This window comes from Sphaerobacter thermophilus DSM 20745 (assembly GCF_000024985.1).
Taxonomy (GTDB): Bacteria; Chloroflexota; Chloroflexia; order Thermomicrobiales; family Thermomicrobiaceae; genus Sphaerobacter; species Sphaerobacter thermophilus.
This window is the reverse complement of sequence record NC_013523.1, coordinates 1,158,065-1,175,999: the sequence shown is the minus strand read 5'-3', so window position 1 is coordinate 1,175,999 and position 17,935 is coordinate 1,158,065. Positions and strand designations below refer to the sequence as shown.

Below are 17,935 nucleotides of genomic sequence, written 5' to 3'. Positions count from 1 at the left end.
ACTGCGCTATAATGGCGTGCCCCACTCTCTCCCGGATCTTGCGCAGCGATCGCGTGTGGGTCGGGCGGCGGCACGACATCCGGAGGAACACGACGGCCATGGAGGAATACCAGGAACTGGCGGCGCGTGTCCGTGCCTTCGGCGAGCGGGTACTCGCACCCACCATCGCGGCAGAGTTCCGCGAGGGCCGGTCCAACGCGCAGGCGATCCCCGCCATGGCGGCCGAGGGCTTTCTCGGATGGAGCCTCCCGCCCCGCTACGGCGGCCTTGGGTACGACTACCGCGCCCTCGCCGTCCTCTGCGAGGAACTCGGACGGATCGACACCGCGCATCAGATCACCGTGACCGTCCACCTCGCCCTGGTCGGCCTGGCGATCCTCCAGTGGGGTACGGAGGAGCAGCGCTCGTACTGGCTGCCTCGGCTCGCGCGGGGCGAGCGAATCGCCACCTTCGCCCTGACAGAACCCGGCGTGGGCTCCGACGTCGGCTCGCTGATCGCCAGCGCACGCCGCTGCGGCGACGGCTACGTCCTGAACGGCGAGAAGGCTTGGATCAGCCTCGTAGACGAGGCAGACCTCTTCCTGGTCTTCGCCACCGTCGATCGCTCCCGCCGCCATCACGGCATCACGGCGTTCCTGGTCGAGCGCGGGACTCCCGGCCTCAGCACGACTTGCTATCGAGGCAAGCTCGGCATCCGGGCCGGGAGCACGGGGAGCGTGGTGCTGCAAGACGTGCGGGTCGGGAAGGACGCGCTGTTCGGCCACGAGGGCGAAGGATTCGCGGTCGCCATGTCAGCCCTGGGCAACGGTTTGTACACGGTGGGAGCCGGTGCCGTGGGGGTGGCCCAGGCCGCGCTCGATGCCATCGTGACCTTCCTGCGGGAGATCGACCCGCACGGCACGGGCCCGGCGCGAAGCCAGTGGGTCCAGCAGCGCGTGGCAAACATGGTCTGTGCAGTCGAGCGCAGCCGCCTCCTTATCCACCGGGCAGGCGCACTGAAGAACAAGGGAGTGCCCAACGCGCGCGAGACGGGCCTGGCAAAGTGGCAAGCGACCGAAGCCGCGTATCAGGCCTGCCGCGACGCGCTGGAGATCCGCGAGACACTGGGGCCGCCGCCCTACGAGCCGTTCGAGCGCCTATTGTGGAACGCCAAGGGGAGCGTCATCTTCGGCGGGACGAGCCAGATCCACACCGGAATGCAGGCCGGCCACGCACTGGGCTACCGGCAGGAGCGCATCCCGCGCTGCCCCGCACCCACGGCCGCAGACCTCGCGTCGCGTTGAGGTCGGCGATCAGCGCTCGTCACCGAGCATGCGCCCAATGATGCGGGCGACCTCTTCGATGTCCCGCCCCTCGACCTCAGCGATCGCCTCCAGCGGCCACCCATCCACGTGGTGGAGCAGGTGGATCTCCTGCCACGACTCCGGCACCGACGTCGCGCCGGAAGACGTGGGCACGCGCTGCACGTCCGGCGACGGACTCGGCGCGCACACCGCCAGCGCCGCATCGATCTCGTCGCGAACCAGGCTGCGGAGCCAGGGATAGATCCCCATCCGCGACGCACCGTCCGGCTCGATGCTCGCGGTGAGGTACACACGAGCGAGGATATCCCGGGTCGGCACGCGCGCTGCCGGTACGCCGGCCTCACAGCAGCGGCGTTCGATCTCCTGCTGGGTGTAGCGTGCCAGGGGCCGGAAGAGACGCAGGCTCTGCTCGAGAACGTCGGCGCGCCGGGCCTCGCGCCCGCGAGCCGCTCGCACCAGGTCATCACCACCGGTGCTGGCTGAGACTGCGTGTCCCATCGTCAGTTCCCCTCACAGCCGGCCGCTCTTCCGGCAGAGGGCGCCTCGCGCCCACTGACACTGTAGCCCAGGGGGTATTACAATCTCGTCAGGTCGGTCACCCGCCAGTCACAGTGTTGCGACAACCTCCACGGGGAGCGCGCTCGCTGTGCAGCGGGCTGCAAGCGGAACCGAAGGGCACAGCCGGGAGTGGTACAATTGGTTAGATCGTGGAGGACGCACTCGTCCTCTTCGACGGAGGATGCGTGAATGCAAAACCTTGGGACGTCTCTGCGCGTGCTTCTACGCGGGTTCTTGCGCCGCTGCCCGAACTGTGGTGACCCGGGCCCCTATCGCTGGTGGTGGAAGATGCGGTTGCGCTGCCGCCAGTGTGGGCTCCATTTCGAGCGCGAAGAGGGTTACTGGACCGGCGCGATGGCGATCAACCTGATCGTCACCGAGCTGGTGTTCGCCGCCATCATGGTGGCCACCGTGATCATAACCTGGCCAGACGTGCCGATGCTCCCGCTGCTCCTGGTGGGCCTGGCGGTCAACGCGGTAGTAGCCGTGACGTTCTACCCGATCGCCCGCACCATCTGGATCGCGATCGATCTGCTCCTCCACCCCCTGGAGGATGACGAGGTCCGCGAGACCGCTGAACTGCGCCGTATCCGCGACCAGACGACCGCGAACGTATAGCCCATCGGCGCTACTGTCCCGCGCCTCCCACACGGCCGTAGATTTCCGTGAGGGAAGCCAGGCGATGCGCGCGTTCTCGGGTGAGCGCGTCCTCGCGAACACGCCACCTCCAGTTGCCGCTCGCCGTGCCCGGGACGTTCATGCGCGCCTCGCTGCCCAGCTCCAGCACATCCTGCAGCGGGACCACCGCTATGCTCGCCACCGACATGAACGCGAGCCGGATCAGATCCCAAACGATGTCGTGGCCGTCGGTCCCCAGGTAACGGAGAGCGTGGTCCCGCTCGTGGGGCGGGCAACTTCGGAACCAGCCGAGGGTAGTGTCGTTGTCATGCGTTCCGGTGTAGACGACCGTGTCCGCCTCGTAGTTGTGGGGGAGGTACGGGTTGTCGCTGCCGCTACCGAACGCGAACTGCAGGACCCGCATGCCCGGGTAGCCGAGCTGCTCCCGCAACGCATGGACGTCCGGCGTGATGATCCCCAGATCCTCCACGATGATCGGGACAGGGCCTAGCTCGCTCTGCAGACGGCGGAAGAAGTCCAGACCCGGACCGGGTACCCACGCGCCGTTGATCGCCGTCTGCTCCCCGGCCGGGATCTGCCACCCAGCGGCGAACCCCCGGAAGTGGTCCACCCGCACCAGATCCACGAGCTCACGGACACGGCGGAACCGGTCAATCCACCAGCGGTAGCCGGTGGCGGCCAGCACATCCCAGCGGTAGCACGGGTTACCCCAGAGCTGACCGGTCGCGGAGAAGTAGTCGGGCGGAACCCCGGCGCGCATTGTCGGCTGGCCCGCCTCATCCAGGGTGAAGAGGTCCTGGTGCGCCCATACGTCGGCACTGTCGTGGGAGACGTAGATCGGGATGTCCCCCACGATACGGATGCCCCGCTCGTTGGCGTAGTGCTTCAGAGTGGTCCACTGGCGATCGAAGACGAACTGGAGGAAGGCGTGAAAGCGGACCTCACGGTCCAACCGCGCCCGCCACTCGGCAAGTGCTGCGGGCTCGCGCCGAACGAGGCCCGGCTCCCAGCGGTACCAGGGCAGGCCGTCGTGCGCCGTGCGCAGCGCAGCATAGAGCGCGTAATCGGCCAGCCAGGCCCTCTCCCGCTCCCAGAACTCCTCATAGGCAACGCGCAACTCGCCATCGCCGCTTGCCTCAAAGCGCTCGAATGCCCGCGCAAGGGCGGTCAGCTTGACGCTGGTCGCCCCGGCGAAGTCGGCACGCTCCGGGTCGGACATCAGCGGTGGCGGCACCTCGTCGGCGGTAAGCAGACCCCACTCGACCAGCGGGGACAATGCGATCAGCAGCGGGTTGCCCGCAAACGACGACCGCGCGTCGTACGGCGAGTCCCCGGCGCCGGGAGGCCCCAGCGGCAGGATCTGCCACAGACCTTGCCTTGCCTCGCTGAGCCAGTCGATGAACCGCGCCGCCGACCCGCCAAGATCCCCGACCCCATGTGGCCCCGGGAGCGACGTCGGGTGAAGAAGGATCCCTGCCGTCCTGCCAGACACTACCACGCTGGTCCCGCCTTCCCTCTGCGCGGTACTCTCCGCCCACCCCGCGCCGGAATGATGCCATGGCGTGCCGTCAGAGATAGGCGTCGACTACAATGGGGACCATGGAGTACCGAGAGACCGCGCAGGCATCCCTCGACGGCAGCGACCGTCGCAAGCGAGCTGCCGAAATCACGCGCCGCCTGCGCGTGGCCCACGGAGTCGGCCCGTTGCAGCCAAGCGGCACGCCCGTCGAGGAGCTGGTTCAGACGATCTTGTCGCAGCACACCTCGGACGTGAACTCGGCTCGCGCCTACGCCGAGCTCCGGCAACGGTTTCCAACGTGGGACGAGGTCGTCGCTGCGCCGGTGGAGGAGGTGGCCGACGCGATTCGGAGCGGCGGGCTCGCGCGGCAGAAGGCGCCGCGCATTCAGGCGGCGCTGGCGGCTGCCCTGAACTCGGGTGAGGACCCGCCGCTGGCATCGCTGTTCACCCTGCCGCTTCCCGAAGCGAAGCGCCGCTTGACGAGCCTGCCGGGGATCGGCCCGAAGACCGCGGCCTGCGTGCTCCTCTTCGCCTGCGGACGCCCTGCGTTGCCGGTCGACACCCATGTCTATCGCGTATCCCGCCGGGTCGGGTTGATCGACCAGGGCGTCAGCGAAGCTGCGGCGCACGACCGGTTGGAGCCGCTTCTGAAACCAGACGAAGTCTACCCGTTCCATGTCGGCCTCATCCGGCACGGGCGGCGGGTCTGTAAGGCCACGAGGCCACGCTGCGACGAGTGCTGTATCAGCGACCTCTGTGACTACTACCAGGCAGGGTGTCAGTCGTCGCGCCAGGAAGCCGCGGCGGGAACGTGAAGCGGCGCCCCGGTGTTATGATGAATAGCACAGTCGAACGGTTTGTCCCGCGTGGTGGTCACTCAGTGGGGGACACCGATGGGGACTGAGATCATCTTTGTGCGACACGGGGAGACCGCCGGAAACCTGGACGGGCGCCTGCACGGCCGGACCGACCTCCCGCTGACCGAGCGCGGGCGGCTGCAGGCGCAGCGCGTTGCTGAGCGGCTCGCCGGCCTCACGGATATCGGCGCGCTCTACAGCAGCCCTCTCCAGCGAGCGCGCGCCACCGCTGAGACGATCGGGCGACGACTCTCCCTGACTCCGACGCTGCACGACGACCTCATGGAATTGAACTTCGGCGACATGGAGGGACACACGCTCCAGGAACTACAGCAGAAGCACCCCGACCTCTACGCCCGGCTGATGGACAGTCGTGATCTCGATGCAGGCTTCCCCAACGGCGAGACACGCCGGGAGTTTCATGCCCGCGTCGCGCGCGCCCTCGATGCCCTCCGCGAGCTGTACGCCGGGTCGCGACTGGTTATCGTGAGCCACCTCATGGTGATCGGGTCCGGGCTGGCGCAGCTCCTGACCGGCGACCCCAATCGGTGGGACGAGTTCCTGGTCGCCAACTGCAGCGTCACGCACCTTGAAATTGCACCGTCCGGGGCCGTTGCGCTCCACTGCTGGAACGACATCTCTCATCTCGACCAAACAACGGAGGCAACCGGGTGGACCTTACCGTCCTAGGCGGCGCAGCCGCCTGCCCCAACCCGGCACAGGGGTGCGCCGGATACCTTGTCATGCACGAAGGCACGCGCGTTGTCCTCGACTGCGGTCCGGGGATCCTCCCGGTGTTGCGCGATCTTACCGACATGCGCACGCTGGACGCGATCATCATCTCCCACCTGCACGCCGACCACACGCTCGACCTTGTGCCGCTGCGCTACGGGTTGAAGTACGGGCCGGGCGCGACCGATCGCCGTCTACCGGTCTTTCTCCCGCCCGGTGGGCTGGCATTCCTCGACCGCATCGCGGGAGCCTTGGCGACCGACGGCGAACCGGCAGGCGACTTCTTCGAATCCGTCTTCGCGCTCACTGAGTACGACCCGGCGAGCACGCTCACCGTCGGAACGCTGACGATCCGATTCCACCCCACCCGGCACGCAATCCCGTGCTGGGCGATGCGCATCGAGGACGGCGAGCACTCGCTCGTCTACCTCGCCGACACGGCACCCACGCCGGACGTCGCGCGCTTCGCCCACGGGGCCGACCTCGTCATCTGCGAGGCCACCCTGAACGACCCGGAATTCAGCGCGACGGTTGGCCATCTAACCGCGCGGCAAGCCGGGGAGATGGCAGCGGCTGCGGAGGCCCGTACTCTGCTCCTCACCCATTACTGGGTAGAGTTGGGGCGCGACCGGCTGCGCGCTGAGGCGATGGATGCATTCGGCGGCCCCGTGGAGGTCGCCACGCCCTATGCAACGTTCAAGCTTGGTTCCGACAAGGCCGGGGACGGGAGCAGCACCGCGTGAGTGACGGCGAGTGGGAGCCGTTCGAGATTGCCGGGTTCCGCGTGGGTCACTGGACGCATCCCACCGGTGCGACCGGCTGCACGGTGATCGTCGCTGATGCGCCCGCGCTGGCGGTGGCCGACGTGCGCGGCGGCGCACCGGGAACTCGTGAGGTCGCATTGCTGGAGCAGGGACGGCTGGTCCAGCGCGTCGACGCCGTTCTCCTCACCGGCGGGAGCGCGTTCGGTCTCGCTGCCGCCGACGGCGTCGTTGCGTGGCTGCGCGAGCACGGGCGTGGTTTCCCAACCTCCAGTATCCCGGTTCCCATCGTCGCGGGTGCGGTGATCTTCGATCTCGACGGCCCAACGCCGCCGCTGCCGACGGCAGATTCAGGCTACGAGGCAGCCGCCAACGCGGTGCCCCACGGGTGGATCTCGGGCCGTGTCGGTGCCGGCAGCGGAGCGACTGCCGGCAAGCTGGCGGGGCGCGCCCGCGCGACGCCGACGGGGATCGGATCGACCTATGTCCAGACAGAGTTAGGCGCGCTCGGCGCGCTGTTCGTCGTCAACCCCTACGGTGATGTGGTTGATCCCGAGACCGGGCAGATCCTCGCCGGAACACGCGGCGACGCGCCTGGTACCTGGGCCGACACCGAACGAGCCATCCTACGTGGCGGATCGTCGGACGAGGACTCAGCATTCAACACGGTGATCGGGGTGGTCGCCATTGACGGGGAGATGGACCGCGACGCACTCGTGCGGGTGGCTGTCGCCGCGCACGACGGGATCGCCCGCGCAGTTCGCCCCGCGCATACCCTCTTCGACGGCGATGTCGTCTTCGTCCTGGCACGCCGGGAGGGATCGCCGCCCGACAACGCGGTGCTGACGTGGTGTACGGCGGCGCAGCGTGCCGTGGCCGAGGCTATTGTCCGGAGTGTTCGCCGTCCTGAGGGTCAGGGCTGATTCGAAGCGCGGGACGTGTTAGACTGGGAGCGGACCTCCCAGGCGGGCCCTAATAGCCGACCCTCGGTGGAGCGGTCATCCTCAGACCGAGGACGTATTGATGGACATTCTCATCTCGACAGGGTCGCTGACCGGCATCCCACTGCGGACTGCCTTCGACCTGGCTCGCCGGGCCGGCGCCGATGGCGTCGAATTGATGCTTACCGGTCGCCTGGTCCGCCGTGGACCGGAGCGGATTCAGGCACTGGAGAACTGGACCGGTGTACCGGTCCGCGCGGTGCACGCGGTCATGCGCCTGCGCGAGCCCTCACTTCATCAGGCGGCCGACGATATCCTCCTCTCGGCACGCTTCGCACACAGCCTGGCCCACTGCGATACGCTCGTGGTCCACATCCCCAATGCACCAACCCTCCACGCGCCCGGCACACGCATCTGGTTCGACGCGATCGAGACGGCGCTCGCCGTGACGGAGCAGGGGCGCACGCGCATCGCGGTCGAGAACACCGGGCGGCTGCGGCGCTCCGATCCGGATCCATTTCTCGACCATCCGGACCGATTGCTTCGGTTTGCCCAGGAGTGGGGCGTGGCGATCACCTTCGACAGTGCCCACGCCGCCAGCCAGGGATGGGACGTGCTGGATGTGGTGCCGCGGCTGGCTCCTCATCTCGCCAACGTACACTTGAGCGACTACGGACGGCATACGTTCCGCATCGGCCTGGCGAATGCCCTGCTACGAGACCATCAGCTTCCAGGCTCGGGTGTTCTCCCACTCGATGACGTGCTGGCCGGATTGGTTCAGGCCGGGTACGACGGCCTCGTGACGCTTGAGTTGAGTCCCGTCGCCCTCCGCGTCCCGTGGCTCCCGTCCGCCGAGCGGCGGCTGGCCGCGGCGATCGGCCGTTGCCGCGCGGCCATCTTCACAGCCCTACGAGCGGGTCGTACCACCCACCACCCAGGTCGTCCGTAACCAAACGAGGCGCCGGCATGGCCGACGCCTCGCAGGTTGTGCTCTTGAGGGTAGACGCCGTTTAGCGCTTGGTGTACTGCGGCGCCTTGCGGGCACGCTTGAGCCCGACCTTCTTCCGCTCCTTCACGCGCGCGTCGCGGGTGAGAAGCCCTGCCCGGCGCAGCACCGGCCGCAGCTCCGGATCGTGCCGGAGCAACGCGCGGGCAATACCGTGCCGCACCGCGCCGGCCTGGCCGCTCAAACCACCGCCCCGCACGCGGACGCGGATGTCGAAGCGGTCGAACGTGTTAGTCAGCCGCAGCGGCTCCGAGATGATGAGCTGGTAGATGTCACGGCCGCCGAAGTACTCGCGCGGCTCCTTCTTGTTGACCGTGATGCGGCCGTTGCCCGGGTACAGCCGGACCTGCGCGACAGCAGTCTTCCGCCGACCGACCCCGTAGTAGTAGCGCGGCCTCTCGCTGTTCGTCTGGTTTTCGGCAGGTGCCGTGCTCGCAGTTGCTTCCACCTGGTTCGCCCCTCCTCTATCCCTCGATTCGGAGTTCCGTCGGGCGCTGCGCCTGGTGCGGATGCTCGGGCCCGGCGTACACCTTCAGCTTCTTGAACATCCTCTCGCCGAGCGCGTTCTTAGGCAGCATGTTGCGCACCGCCCGCTCCACCGGCCGCGTGGGATGCTTGGCGATCAGGTCTGCGAACCGGGTCTGCTTGAAGCCGCCCGGGTAGCCGGAGTGCCGGTAGTAGATCTTGTCGCGCTCCTTGTTCCCGGTCACCTTCACCTTCGCCGCGTTGATGACGATGACGAAGTCACCGGTATCCATGTGCGTGGCGAAGGTCGGCTTGTGCTTGCCGCGGAGGATCGTCGCCACCTGGGAAGCGAGCCGCCCCAGCGTCTTGCCCTCCGCATCGACGATGTACCATTGGCGCTCGATCTCGGAGGCCTTTGGCGTATACGTCTTCATCACCCTCTACTCCCGTGTTGCCTGCGGCGTCATCCGATTACTCGGCGCCATCCGGGTCGTCGTCGTAGGCGACCCGCCAGAGAACGAGACCCTGCGCCGGGGCCGGCGCCTCGCCGCGACGGCGGTCCCGGCCGGCTAGCAACTCTTCTGTCCACCCAATTGGCCGGTCTCCCCGGCCGACCGCCACCAGGCTTCCGACAATGTTCCGCACCATGTGCGGCAGAAAGCCGTCAGCCCGGATGCGAAATTCCAGCAGTCGCCCGCTGCGGTCGTGCCGCTCGAACGGCTGGTCGACGATCCGCCAGCGAGCTAAGGATACCGTACGGGTCGTGTCGATGCCCGACCACGGCACTCCCACCCCGGCGCCCGCGACCGCTGCGAAATCTCGCCTCCCAATGAAGGCATCCGCCGCGGCGTTCATCGCGGCGAGGTTCAGCGGCGTCCGGACGACCCACACCCGTCCCCGCATCAACGTGGGTACCGGCCCCTCCCAGACGAAGTACCGGTACTCCCGCCAGCGGGCGGAGAAGCGGGCGTGAAAGCGCTCGTCGACTTCCCTGGCCCCGTAAACCACCAGATCGTCCGGTGTCAGGGCCATCAACGCCCGCGCCAGTTCATCGGCCGAGCGCGCCCACCGGATGCGAAGGCTGGCGACCTGCCCGACCGCGTGTACGCCGCGATCTGTGCGCCCCGCCAGCGCGACCCGCGTTGGCTCCCCGGCCAGGCGCTCGGCAGCCGATTCGAGAGCCCCCTGCACCGTCCGGACGCCCGGCTGGCGCTGTGAACCGAAAAACGCGCTGCCATCGTAGCCGAGGTCCACTCGGAAGGTGCGAACGGCGATCGGCTGCCCCATCGCCGACCCGCGCCCGGGCCTTAGGCGACGAACTCGATCACCGCCATCGGCGCGCCATCGCCGCGCCGCGGCCCGAGCTTGTAGATGCGCGTGTAACCGCCCGCCTGCCCTTCGAATCGCGGCCCGAGCACCTCAAACAGCTTGGCCACGGCACGCTCATCACCCAGCCGGGCCATCAGCAGCCGGCGCCGGTGCTCGGTGTCCTCGCGCGCCATAGTGACGTACTTCTCGACGATCGGGCGAACCGTCTTGGCCTTCGCCTCGGTCGTCGTCATGCGCTCATGCAGGATCAGTGAAATTGCCAGGTTGCGGAAGAGCGCCTTCCGCTCCTTGGTCGAACGGCCGAACTTACGTCCGGCGACCCGATGCCTCATTCGTTGGTCTCCTCCACCTGACTGGAGAGCGCCGCCTCGGCGTCCTCGGCAGCCTCCCCCTCGGACGCGGCTTCGCTGTCCTTCTTCTCCGCGTCCATCGCCAGCGTGTAGCCGTGCTCGGCCAGCCGCTCCCGGAGTTCCTGCAGCGAGCGCGGACCGAAGTTCCGGATCGACAGCAACTGCTCCTGCGGAAGCGAGAGCACCTGCCCGACGCGCTCGATCTGCCGGCTGCGCAGCGCGTTCAGCACCCGCGGCGACAGCCCCAGCTCCGCCAGCGGCCGGTTGTCGACGATGCTCGGAGTCTTGTCCTCTTCCTCTTCCGGCTCGCTCGGCTCCCGGTTGAAGTCCGCAATCAGGCGGGCGTGGTCGACCAGGATCTGGGCCGCCTCGCTTAGCGCATCAGCCGGCTCGATCGTCCCATCGGTGATGATCTCGATGATGAGCCGGTCGTAGTCGGTCATCTGGCCGACGCGGGTGTGCTCGACCACGTAGTTGACCTTCTCGATCGGCGTGAAGATCGCATCGACCGGGATCTCACCGATCGTGTAGATCTCCTGCGTCTCGGCCGGCTGGTAACCGCGGCCACGGGCAATGACCAGGTCCATCTCCAGCCGCGCGTCGTCGTTGTCCAACGTCGCGATGACGTGCTCGGGGTTGACCACCTCGACGTCGCCCGGCCAGTCGATGTCCCCTGCGCGTACGACTCCCTCACCCTGTGCGTACAGGCTGGCGCGCCCCTCGCGGAACGACTCGGTCAACGCCTTCAGCCGCACCCGCTTGAGGTTGAGCACGATCTCGGTCACATCCTCGCGCACGCCTTCGATCGTCGAGAACTCGTGCCAGACATCGGCGATGCGCACCCGCACGATGGCCGTGCCCGGGAGTGACCGGAGCAGGATGCGCCGGAGGGCGTTCCCGATGGTGATGCCATAGCCGGGCTCCAACGGCTCGATCTCGAAGCGGCCGTAGTTGACACCGGCGTGGGTCTGTTGAACTCTCGGTCGGGCTATCTCCAACAAGCGAATCAGCCTCCTCTGGGCATCCCCAGTGCGGGCGGGGCCGTCGCGCCAGGCAGCGGCCCCGCTGCGCCAGGATCATATGGTTATCGGCTGTAGAACTCGACGACCAGCTGCTCGTTGAACGGTGGTCGTTCGATCTGGTCCGGCGTCGGTGCGTTGATGATGCGGCCGCTCAACGACTCCATGTCGCGCGAGATCCACTCGGGAACCTGCTTCGAGCCCGCCGTCTCGGCGACGATCTTGAAGTACTCGCGCTCCCGGCTCTGCGGACGCACTGCGACCACATCGCCCGGCTTGACGATGAACGACGGGATGTTGGTCTTCCGCCCGTTGACCGTAAAGTGGCCGTGGCGGACCAACTGACGCGCCTGGTTGCGCGAGTCGGCGAATCCGAGCCGGTACACGACGTTATCCAGGCGCATCTCCAGAATCTGGAGCAGGTTCTCGCCGGTGACGCCGCCGCGGCGCTCCGCTTCCTCGAAGTGGCGCCGGAACTGCCGCTCCATGATGCCGTACATGCGGCGGATCTTCTGCTTCTCGCGGAGCTGCAGACCGTACTCCGACGGGCGCCGCGTTCGCTTCTGCCCGTGCTGCCCCGGCGGGAAATTCTTGGCCGGCTGCCGCTGCACGATCGGGCACTTGGGGCCGAAGCAGCGCTCGCCCTTCAGGAAGAGCTTCATGCCCTCGCGGCGGCAGATCCGGCACACGGGACCGGTGTACCTTGCCATTCGTCCTCCTCAGCCCAGTAAGCCGTACTGGGACTCGGCCTAGACGCGCCGCCGCTTCGGCGGGCGGCAACCGTTGTGCGGAACCGGCGTGATGTCGGAGATCGACAGCACCTGCATCCCGGCGGCTTGCAGCGACCGGATGGCCATCTCCCGGCCGGCGCCAGGCCCCTTGATGAACACATCGACCTGCCGCATGCCGTGGTCCATCGCCTTCCGCGCCGCGTTCTCCGCGGCCACCTGGGCGGCGTAGGGCGTGCTCTTGCGCGAGCCCTTGAAGCCAGAGGACCCCGCGCTGGCCCATCCCACCACGTTGCCGGCCTGGTCAGTCAGGGTAACGATCGTGTTATTGAACGTGGACTGGATGTACGCCCGCCCCCGGGGGATATTCTTCCTGTCCCTCCGGCGCGGACGCGCCGACCGCCCTCGGCCCGTTCGCCGTCGATCCGCCATTGAGTTGCTGTCCTCCCTCTGCTGGTTCCCAGTTGCCTACCGGCCAACCTTGCGCAGCCTAGCGCCCGCGCTTGCGAACGCCGATGGCCCGCTTTGGACCCTTGCGGGTGCGCGCGTTGGTCCGCGTGCGCTGCCCGCGCACCGGAAGCCCGCGGCGATGCCGCAGCCCGCGGTAGCAGCCGATGTCCATCAGCCGCTTGATGTTCATGTTGATCTCGCGCCGCAGGTCCCCCTCGACCACCATCTCCTTCTCGATGATGTCGCGGAGCCGGCCGACCTCGTCATCCGTCAGATCCCGCACGCGGGTGTCCGGCGACACGCCCGTGCGCTCCAGCAGCTTCTTGCTGGTCGACAGCCCAATGCCGTAGATATAGGTCAGGGCGATCTCGACCCGCTTGTCTCGGGGGAGGTCTACACCCGCGATTCGAGCCATCAGCGTCCGTCCTCCCTACCCCTGCCGCTGCTTGTGCTTCGGGTTCGTGCAGATGACCCGCACCACCCCGCGGCGCCTGATGATCCGGCAGTTGTCACACCGGCGCTTGACCGATGCCGTCACCTTCATATCTCTCCACCCCTCACACGCTGGGCGCCACGTCGATTACGTGCGCAGTCGATACGTGATGCGGCCGCGCGCCAGATCGTACGGCGACAACTCGACGCGGACGCGGTCTCCGGGCAGAATGCGGATAAAGTTCAACCGCAGCTTGCCCGAGATGTGGGCTAATACCTCGTGCCCGCTGTCCAACTCCACGCGAAACATGGCGTTCGGCAGGGGCTCTGTGACGCGACCTTCGACCTCGATGACATCCTTCTTTGCCACCGAACCACACCTCAACCCGCGCACGCGAAAACCGGCGGACCGCGTGTGTGCGCCACAAAGCGGGATTATACCACACTTTCGGCCGGCGCGGTCAACAGCACCGGCTCATCCTCCGTGACGAGCACTGTGTGCTCGTAGTGGGCGGCAAGCGAGCCGTCCGCCGTCACCACCGTCCAGCCGTCCGGCAGCACTCGCGTCCGAGCCGACCCCGCGGTGAGCATCGGCTCGATCGCGAGCGTCATCCCCGGCCGGAGCCGCATCCCAGTTCCCGGCCGCCCGTAGTTGAACACGGTCGGTTCCTCGTGCATCGCACGCCCGACCCCGTGCCCGGTGTACTCGCGGACGACCTCGAACCCGTGCTCCGCGGCGTAGGACTCGATCGCCGCGCCGATGTCACCTAGCCGCTTCCCGGCGACCGCGGCGGCGGCGCCGGCGTGGAAGGCACCCTCGGTGGCAGCGATCAGTCGCAGGGCCTCGTCACTGACCTGCCCGACCGGCAGCGTGATCGCTGCGTCGCCGTGGTAGCCCTCCATGATCACCCCGACGTCGATCGAGATGATGTCTCCCTCGACCAGTACCCGGTCACTCGGGATGCCGTGGACGATCTCCTCGTTGACCGAGGCGCAGATGCTGGCCGGGTAGCCCTGGTACCCGAGGAAGGACGGTTTCCCACCTCGCGCCGTGATCAGTTCGTAGGCCAACCGGTCCAGCTCCCGCGTGGTGATCCCGGGCGCCACCCGCTCGCGCATCAGGTCGAGCACTTCGGCCACAACCAGTCCCGCTGCGCGCATCAACTTGATCTCGCGGGCCGACTTCAGCGCGATCGCCATTAGCTCGCCTCGACCCGCGGCCGGAGCGCGGTCAGAATCGCCTCGGTGACCGCCTCGATCGGCTGGTTACCGTCGACATCCACCAGCAACCCGGCCTGCGCGTAGTGCTGCAGGACCGGCTCAGTCTGCTCGTAGTAGATCGACAGGCGTCGCTCGACAGCCTCCGGAGTGTCGTCGCTCCGCTGGTACAGCTCCCCGCCGCAGGCATCGCAGACACCCGGCTGCTTCGGCGGGTTGAACACCTTGTGGTACGTCGCCCCGCAGTTTCGGCAGACCAGGCGCCCGCTCAGCCGCTCGATGAGCACCTCCCGCGGCACCGCGATGTGGATCACCGCCGCGATTGAGTCGCCCCGGGCTGCCAGCGCTGCATCCAGCGCCTCAGCCTGGGCCTGGTTGCGCGGGAAGCCGTCGATCAGCGCACCCCGCGCGTCGGGCTGCTCGGTTGCCAGCTCGTCGAGCCGCTCGGTGAGCATTCGCAGGGTGAGCTCGTCAGGGACGAGCGCGCCGCGGTCGTAGTAGCTGCGAATCTCCCGCGCCAGCTCCGTATCGCTGGCCATCACCTGCCGGAACAGGTCCCCGGTGGCAACGTGTACCAGCCCGAGCCGAGGCGCGATGATCGCCGCCTGCGTCCCCTTGCCCGCACCCTGCGGGCCCATGATGACGACGTGTCGTGCGCCGTCCACACCCATGACGCGCCCTCTCCTCAGCGGAGGAAGCCCTCGTAGTTCCGCATCATCAACTGCGCCTCAAGCTGGCGCATGGTGTCGATGGCGACACCCACGACGATCAGCAGCGACGTCGCGCCCAGGAACAGCGTCGTGACCCCGGTGATCTGGGCCGCAATGTACGGGAGCACCGCCACCACACCGAGCGAGAGCGCGCCCACGAGGGTGATCCGCATCAGCACCCGCGTGAGGTAGGCCTCCGTGTTCCTCCCCGGCCGAACGCCAGGGATGAAGGCACCCTGCTTCTGGAGGTTCTCCGCGATGTTCTGCTGCTGGAACAGCACCATCGTATAGAAGTAGGTGAACGCCACCACCATCACAAAGTAGATGACCTGGTAGAGCAACCCGTTCGGGTTGAAGGCGGTGGCCACCGAGCCCGCCAGGTTGCGAACCCAATCCCGGTCGGACGTCTGCAGGAAGTTGGCGATCATCCCCGGGAAGACCATGATGCTAATGGCGAAAATCAGCGGGATCATCCCGGCGGAGTTGACCTTCAGCGGGATGTAGGTGCTGCCGCCACCGTACACCCGCCCGCGGCGGATGCGCTTGGCATGCTGCACCGGGATCCGGCGCACCCCCTCGTTCAGCAGCACGATGCCGACGATGGTGATCAGTCCGATCAGGATGAAGCCGACGGTGCCCAGGACGTTCTGCGTCGCCGTCCCACCACCGATGAGATTCGCCACCGACTGCGGGAGGCTGGCCACGATACCGCCGAAGATGATGATCGAGACGCCGTTCCCGATCCCGTTCTCGGTGATCAACTCACCAAGCCAGACCAGGAAGACGGTACCGGCCGTCATGACGAGCAGGATCGAGATGCTGCGGAGCGCGGTATCGGCGTTGAACAGCCCGAAGTCGCTCAGCACCCCGGCGTTCGCCATCAACACCGCCTGACCGTAGCCCTGCAGCAGCGCCAGCGGCACGGTCAGCCAGTGCGTGTAATGGTTGATCCGGTTCCGCCCCTGCTGTCCCTCCCGCGACAGTTCCTCCAGGCGCGGGATGATCGGCGTCAGGAGCTGCATGATGATCGACGCCGTGATGTATGGGTAGACGCCCATCGCCAGGATCGAGAAGTTCGCCAGCGTGCTACCGGAGAACAGGTTCAGCATGCCCAGGAGCTGGTTCTGCTCCAAGAGCTGCTGCAATACCTCGCGGTCCACGCCGGGGACAGGGATGGTCGCGATGAAGCGGAACAGGACCAGGATCCCGACGGTGAAGAGGATCTTGCGCCGCAGCTCCGGGATCCTGAAGGCGTTGATGGCTGCTTCGAGCATTAGCTGATGGCCTCCACGGTGCCGCCGGCGGCCTCGATCTTCTCACGGGCGCTCTTGGAGAACTTGTGCGCCCGCACGGTCAGCGGTCGGGTCACCTCACCGTCGCCCAGGATCTTCACCGGGTACTCCAGGCCGCGGGTCACACCGCGCTCGTAGAGCACCTCAGGGGTGATCGGGCCGTCGATGTCCAACTCGTTGAGCCGGCCGACGTTCACCACCTCATAGACCTTCTTGAAGATGTTGACGAAGCCGCGGCGGTAGCTCAGGCGCTTGTAGATCGGGTTCTGGCCACCCTCGAAACCGCGGCGCACGGTGCCGCGCGCCTTCTGGCCCTTGGTACCGCGCCCGGCGGTCTTCCCCTTGCCGGACCCGTCACCACGGCCGACGCGGGTCCGCTCTTTCCGCGATCCCGGCGCGGGCTTCAGATCGTGCAACTGCATCGGGTTTCACTCCTCTACCTGTACGCCCTCGCGAGTTGGGCGCACATGTTAGGACTCGTCTTCGCCCTCGATCCGCACCAGGTGGCGCACCTTATAGATCATGCCGCGCACGGACGGGTTGTCCGGCTTCTCCAGCGTCTGGTTGAGCCGCCGGAACCCGAGCGCCCGGATCGTGTCCTTCTGATCCTGGCTGTACCCGATTGCGCTGCGATAGTAGGTCACCCGGATCGTCTTCTGGCTCATGCCTGCACCGCCCGCTCTCGGCGCCGCAACCGCTCCGGCGGAATACCACGCCGCTCCGCCACCTGCTCGACCGACTCCAGGCTCTTCAGGGCGAGGAGAGCCGCCTGGGTGACGTTGATCGGGTTGTCGCTTCCCAGCGACTTCGCCAGGATGTCCTGGATGCCGGCAGCCTCGACGACCGCACGCACACCCGCCCCGGCGATCACGCCGGTACCCGGCGCAGCCGGCTTGAGCAGCACGCGCGCCGCTCCGAACTTAACCTCAACCTCATGTGGAATGGTCCGCCCCGCCAGCGGCACCCGGATCATGTTCTTCCGGGCAGCATCCGCCGCCTTGCGGATCGAGTCCGGCACTTCAGCGGCCTTGCCCAGCCCGACGCCGACGCGGCCATTGCCGTCGCCGACTACGACAAGGCTGCTGAAGTTGAACCGCCGGCCACCCTTCTGCACCTTGGCGACGCGGTTGATCTGTACGACCCGCTCCTGAAACTCGGGTGCGTCGTCGCCGCGGGGTCGCCTGCCGTCACTGCGTCTGTCCATGTCTCTATGCCGCTCACTCCCCACGGGCTGCGTGCCCGCTGCTTAGAATTCTAGCCCAGCTTCGCGCGCCGCTTCGGCCAGGGCACGGACCCGCCCGTGGTACTTGTAGCCACCCCGATCGAAGACGACGCGGGTGATGCCCTTCTCGCGGGCGCGCTCACCGACCACCATGCCGACGATGCGGGCTTCCACAACCTTGGGATGCTCCTCCGGGAAGCGCTCACGCACCGCCTTCTCAAGGGTGGACGCCGCCACCAGCGTATGACCGACCGTGTCGTCGATCACCTGCGCGTAGATGTGCTCGTTGCTCCGGAACACGTTGAGCCGCGGCCGTTCCGGCGTTCCACTCACCTTCGCGCGAACACGCAGGTGGCGCCGCTTTCGCGGAGAAAGGGTCCGCTTGTACTCGTACTTTCCCATC

Annotated in this window: 26 protein-coding genes; 7 read left to right on the top strand and 19 right to left on the bottom strand. The window is 67.4% G+C overall.

The genetic code is table 11. The features are described 5' to 3' along the window. The first annotated feature begins 98 nt into the window (after nucleotides 1-98). Nucleotides 99-1,283, top strand: a complete 1,185-nt coding sequence (locus STHE_RS05395; protein ID WP_012871560.1) for an acyl-CoA dehydrogenase family protein — start codon at nucleotides 99-101, stop codon at nucleotides 1,281-1,283. Between the two features lie 9 nt (nucleotides 1,284-1,292). Here STHE_RS05395 and STHE_RS05390 read toward each other — a convergent pair whose 3' ends face one another. Beyond that, nucleotides 1,293-1,802, bottom strand: coding sequence for a hypothetical protein (locus tag STHE_RS05390; RefSeq protein WP_012871559.1), 510 nt, complete (start codon nucleotides 1,800-1,802; stop codon nucleotides 1,293-1,295). 249 nt (nucleotides 1,803-2,051) lie between these two features. Between STHE_RS05390 and STHE_RS05385 the strand changes: the two genes are divergently transcribed. Beyond that, the gene (locus tag STHE_RS05385) at nucleotides 2,052-2,480 is read left to right on the top strand and encodes a DUF983 domain-containing protein (protein WP_012871558.1); all 429 of its coding nucleotides are present in this window, start codon (nucleotides 2,052-2,054) and stop codon (nucleotides 2,478-2,480) included. A 10-nt stretch (nucleotides 2,481-2,490) separates the two neighbouring features. Here STHE_RS05385 and malQ read toward each other — a convergent pair whose 3' ends face one another. Beyond that, nucleotides 2,491-3,999 carry a 4-alpha-glucanotransferase gene (gene malQ, locus STHE_RS05380; RefSeq protein WP_012871557.1) on the bottom strand — a complete coding sequence of 503 codons (1,509 nt, stop codon included), beginning with the start codon at nucleotides 3,997-3,999 and terminating at the stop codon, nucleotides 2,491-2,493. Nucleotides 4,000-4,100: 101 nt separating this feature from the next. Between malQ and STHE_RS05375 the strand changes: the two genes are divergently transcribed. The 5 genes from STHE_RS05375 (at nucleotide 4,101) to STHE_RS05355 (ending at nucleotide 8,260) form a co-directional block, all read left to right on the top strand. After that, complete coding sequence (locus tag STHE_RS05375; RefSeq protein ID WP_148219912.1) at nucleotides 4,101-4,835, top strand: endonuclease III domain-containing protein; 735 nt, start codon at nucleotides 4,101-4,103, stop codon at nucleotides 4,833-4,835. A gap of 78 nt (nucleotides 4,836-4,913) precedes the next feature. After that, a complete protein-coding gene (locus STHE_RS05370) occupies nucleotides 4,914-5,567 on the top strand; it encodes a histidine phosphatase family protein (protein ID WP_012871555.1) in 654 nt (217 codons plus the stop codon). Continuing rightward, nucleotides 5,549-6,352, top strand: coding sequence for an MBL fold metallo-hydrolase (locus STHE_RS05365; protein ID WP_012871554.1), 804 nt, complete (start codon nucleotides 5,549-5,551; stop codon nucleotides 6,350-6,352). The genes STHE_RS05370 and STHE_RS05365 overlap by 19 nt, the downstream gene beginning before the upstream one ends. Then, nucleotides 6,349-7,293 (top strand): P1 family peptidase, encoded by a 945-nt coding sequence (locus tag STHE_RS05360; RefSeq protein WP_012871553.1) that lies wholly within the window; start codon nucleotides 6,349-6,351, stop codon nucleotides 7,291-7,293. The genes STHE_RS05365 and STHE_RS05360 overlap by 4 nt, the downstream gene beginning before the upstream one ends. Before the next feature lie 100 nt (nucleotides 7,294-7,393). Further along, nucleotides 7,394-8,260, top strand: coding sequence for a sugar phosphate isomerase/epimerase family protein (locus STHE_RS05355; protein ID WP_012871552.1), 867 nt, complete (start codon nucleotides 7,394-7,396; stop codon nucleotides 8,258-8,260). Nucleotides 8,261-8,321: 61 nt separating this feature from the next. On the opposite strand, the gene rpsI is transcribed toward STHE_RS05355, so the two are convergent. The 17 genes from rpsI to rplR all read right to left on the bottom strand — a co-directional run bounded on the left by rpsI (nucleotide 8,322) and on the right by rplR (nucleotide 17,934). Beyond that, nucleotides 8,322-8,765 carry a 30S ribosomal protein S9 gene (gene rpsI / locus STHE_RS05350; RefSeq protein WP_012871551.1) on the bottom strand — a complete coding sequence of 148 codons (444 nt, stop codon included), beginning with the start codon at nucleotides 8,763-8,765 and terminating at the stop codon, nucleotides 8,322-8,324. Between the two features lie 16 nt (nucleotides 8,766-8,781). After that, a complete protein-coding gene (gene rplM, locus STHE_RS05345; protein ID WP_012871550.1) occupies nucleotides 8,782-9,216 on the bottom strand; it encodes a 50S ribosomal protein L13 in 435 nt (144 codons plus the stop codon). 37 nt (nucleotides 9,217-9,253) lie between these two features. After that, nucleotides 9,254-10,069, bottom strand: coding sequence for a tRNA pseudouridine(38-40) synthase TruA (gene truA, locus STHE_RS05340; RefSeq protein ID WP_012871549.1), 816 nt, complete (start codon nucleotides 10,067-10,069; stop codon nucleotides 9,254-9,256). Between the two features lie 20 nt (nucleotides 10,070-10,089). Then, nucleotides 10,090-10,443 (bottom strand): 50S ribosomal protein L17, encoded by a 354-nt coding sequence (gene rplQ / locus STHE_RS05335; protein ID WP_012871548.1) that lies wholly within the window; start codon nucleotides 10,441-10,443, stop codon nucleotides 10,090-10,092. After that, nucleotides 10,440-11,462, bottom strand: coding sequence for a DNA-directed RNA polymerase subunit alpha (locus STHE_RS05330; RefSeq protein ID WP_012871547.1), 1,023 nt, complete (start codon nucleotides 11,460-11,462; stop codon nucleotides 10,440-10,442). Before STHE_RS05330 ends, rplQ begins: the two co-directional genes overlap by 4 nt. A gap of 83 nt (nucleotides 11,463-11,545) precedes the next feature. Further along, the gene (gene rpsD / locus STHE_RS05325) at nucleotides 11,546-12,190 is read right to left on the bottom strand and encodes a 30S ribosomal protein S4 (protein ID WP_012871546.1); all 645 of its coding nucleotides are present in this window, start codon (nucleotides 12,188-12,190) and stop codon (nucleotides 11,546-11,548) included. A gap of 39 nt (nucleotides 12,191-12,229) precedes the next feature. Beyond that, complete coding sequence (gene rpsK, locus STHE_RS05320; RefSeq protein WP_012871545.1) at nucleotides 12,230-12,640, bottom strand: 30S ribosomal protein S11; 411 nt, start codon at nucleotides 12,638-12,640, stop codon at nucleotides 12,230-12,232. A 58-nt stretch (nucleotides 12,641-12,698) separates the two neighbouring features. Beyond that, entirely contained in the window at nucleotides 12,699-13,073 is a 375-nt protein-coding gene (rpsM, locus tag STHE_RS05315) for a 30S ribosomal protein S13 (RefSeq protein WP_012871544.1), read from the bottom strand. 15 nt (nucleotides 13,074-13,088) lie between these two features. Beyond that, on the bottom strand, nucleotides 13,089-13,202 hold the full coding sequence (rpmJ, locus tag STHE_RS05310; RefSeq protein ID WP_012871543.1) for a 50S ribosomal protein L36: 114 nt from the start codon (nucleotides 13,200-13,202) through the stop codon (nucleotides 13,089-13,091). A 36-nt stretch (nucleotides 13,203-13,238) separates the two neighbouring features. Continuing rightward, the gene (gene infA, locus STHE_RS05305; RefSeq protein ID WP_012871542.1) at nucleotides 13,239-13,460 is read right to left on the bottom strand and encodes a translation initiation factor IF-1; all 222 of its coding nucleotides are present in this window, start codon (nucleotides 13,458-13,460) and stop codon (nucleotides 13,239-13,241) included. Between the two features lie 65 nt (nucleotides 13,461-13,525). Then, entirely contained in the window at nucleotides 13,526-14,290 is a 765-nt protein-coding gene (gene map / locus STHE_RS05300; protein ID WP_012871541.1) for a type I methionyl aminopeptidase, read from the bottom strand. Beyond that, nucleotides 14,290-14,979, bottom strand: coding sequence for an adenylate kinase (locus STHE_RS05295; protein WP_012871540.1), 690 nt, complete (start codon nucleotides 14,977-14,979; stop codon nucleotides 14,290-14,292). The genes map and STHE_RS05295 overlap by 1 nt, the downstream gene beginning before the upstream one ends. Before the next feature lie 14 nt (nucleotides 14,980-14,993). Further along, a complete protein-coding gene (gene secY, locus STHE_RS05290) occupies nucleotides 14,994-16,292 on the bottom strand; it encodes a preprotein translocase subunit SecY (RefSeq protein ID WP_012871539.1) in 1,299 nt (432 codons plus the stop codon). Beyond that, nucleotides 16,292-16,732: a 50S ribosomal protein L15 gene (gene rplO, locus STHE_RS05285; RefSeq protein ID WP_012871538.1), complete on the bottom strand. Its 441-nt coding sequence runs from the start codon at nucleotides 16,730-16,732 to the stop codon at nucleotides 16,292-16,294. Before rplO ends, secY begins: the two co-directional genes overlap by 1 nt. Nucleotides 16,733-16,780: 48 nt before the next feature. Next, on the bottom strand, nucleotides 16,781-16,975 hold the full coding sequence (rpmD, locus tag STHE_RS05280; protein WP_012871537.1) for a 50S ribosomal protein L30: 195 nt from the start codon (nucleotides 16,973-16,975) through the stop codon (nucleotides 16,781-16,783). Further along, nucleotides 16,972-17,514: a 30S ribosomal protein S5 gene (gene rpsE, locus STHE_RS05275; protein WP_012871536.1), complete on the bottom strand. Its 543-nt coding sequence runs from the start codon at nucleotides 17,512-17,514 to the stop codon at nucleotides 16,972-16,974. The genes rpmD and rpsE overlap by 4 nt, the downstream gene beginning before the upstream one ends. Nucleotides 17,515-17,556: 42 nt before the next feature. Next, complete coding sequence (gene rplR, locus STHE_RS05270; protein WP_012871535.1) at nucleotides 17,557-17,934, bottom strand: 50S ribosomal protein L18; 378 nt, start codon at nucleotides 17,932-17,934, stop codon at nucleotides 17,557-17,559. Between the last annotated feature and the right edge of the window lies 1 nt (nucleotide 17,935).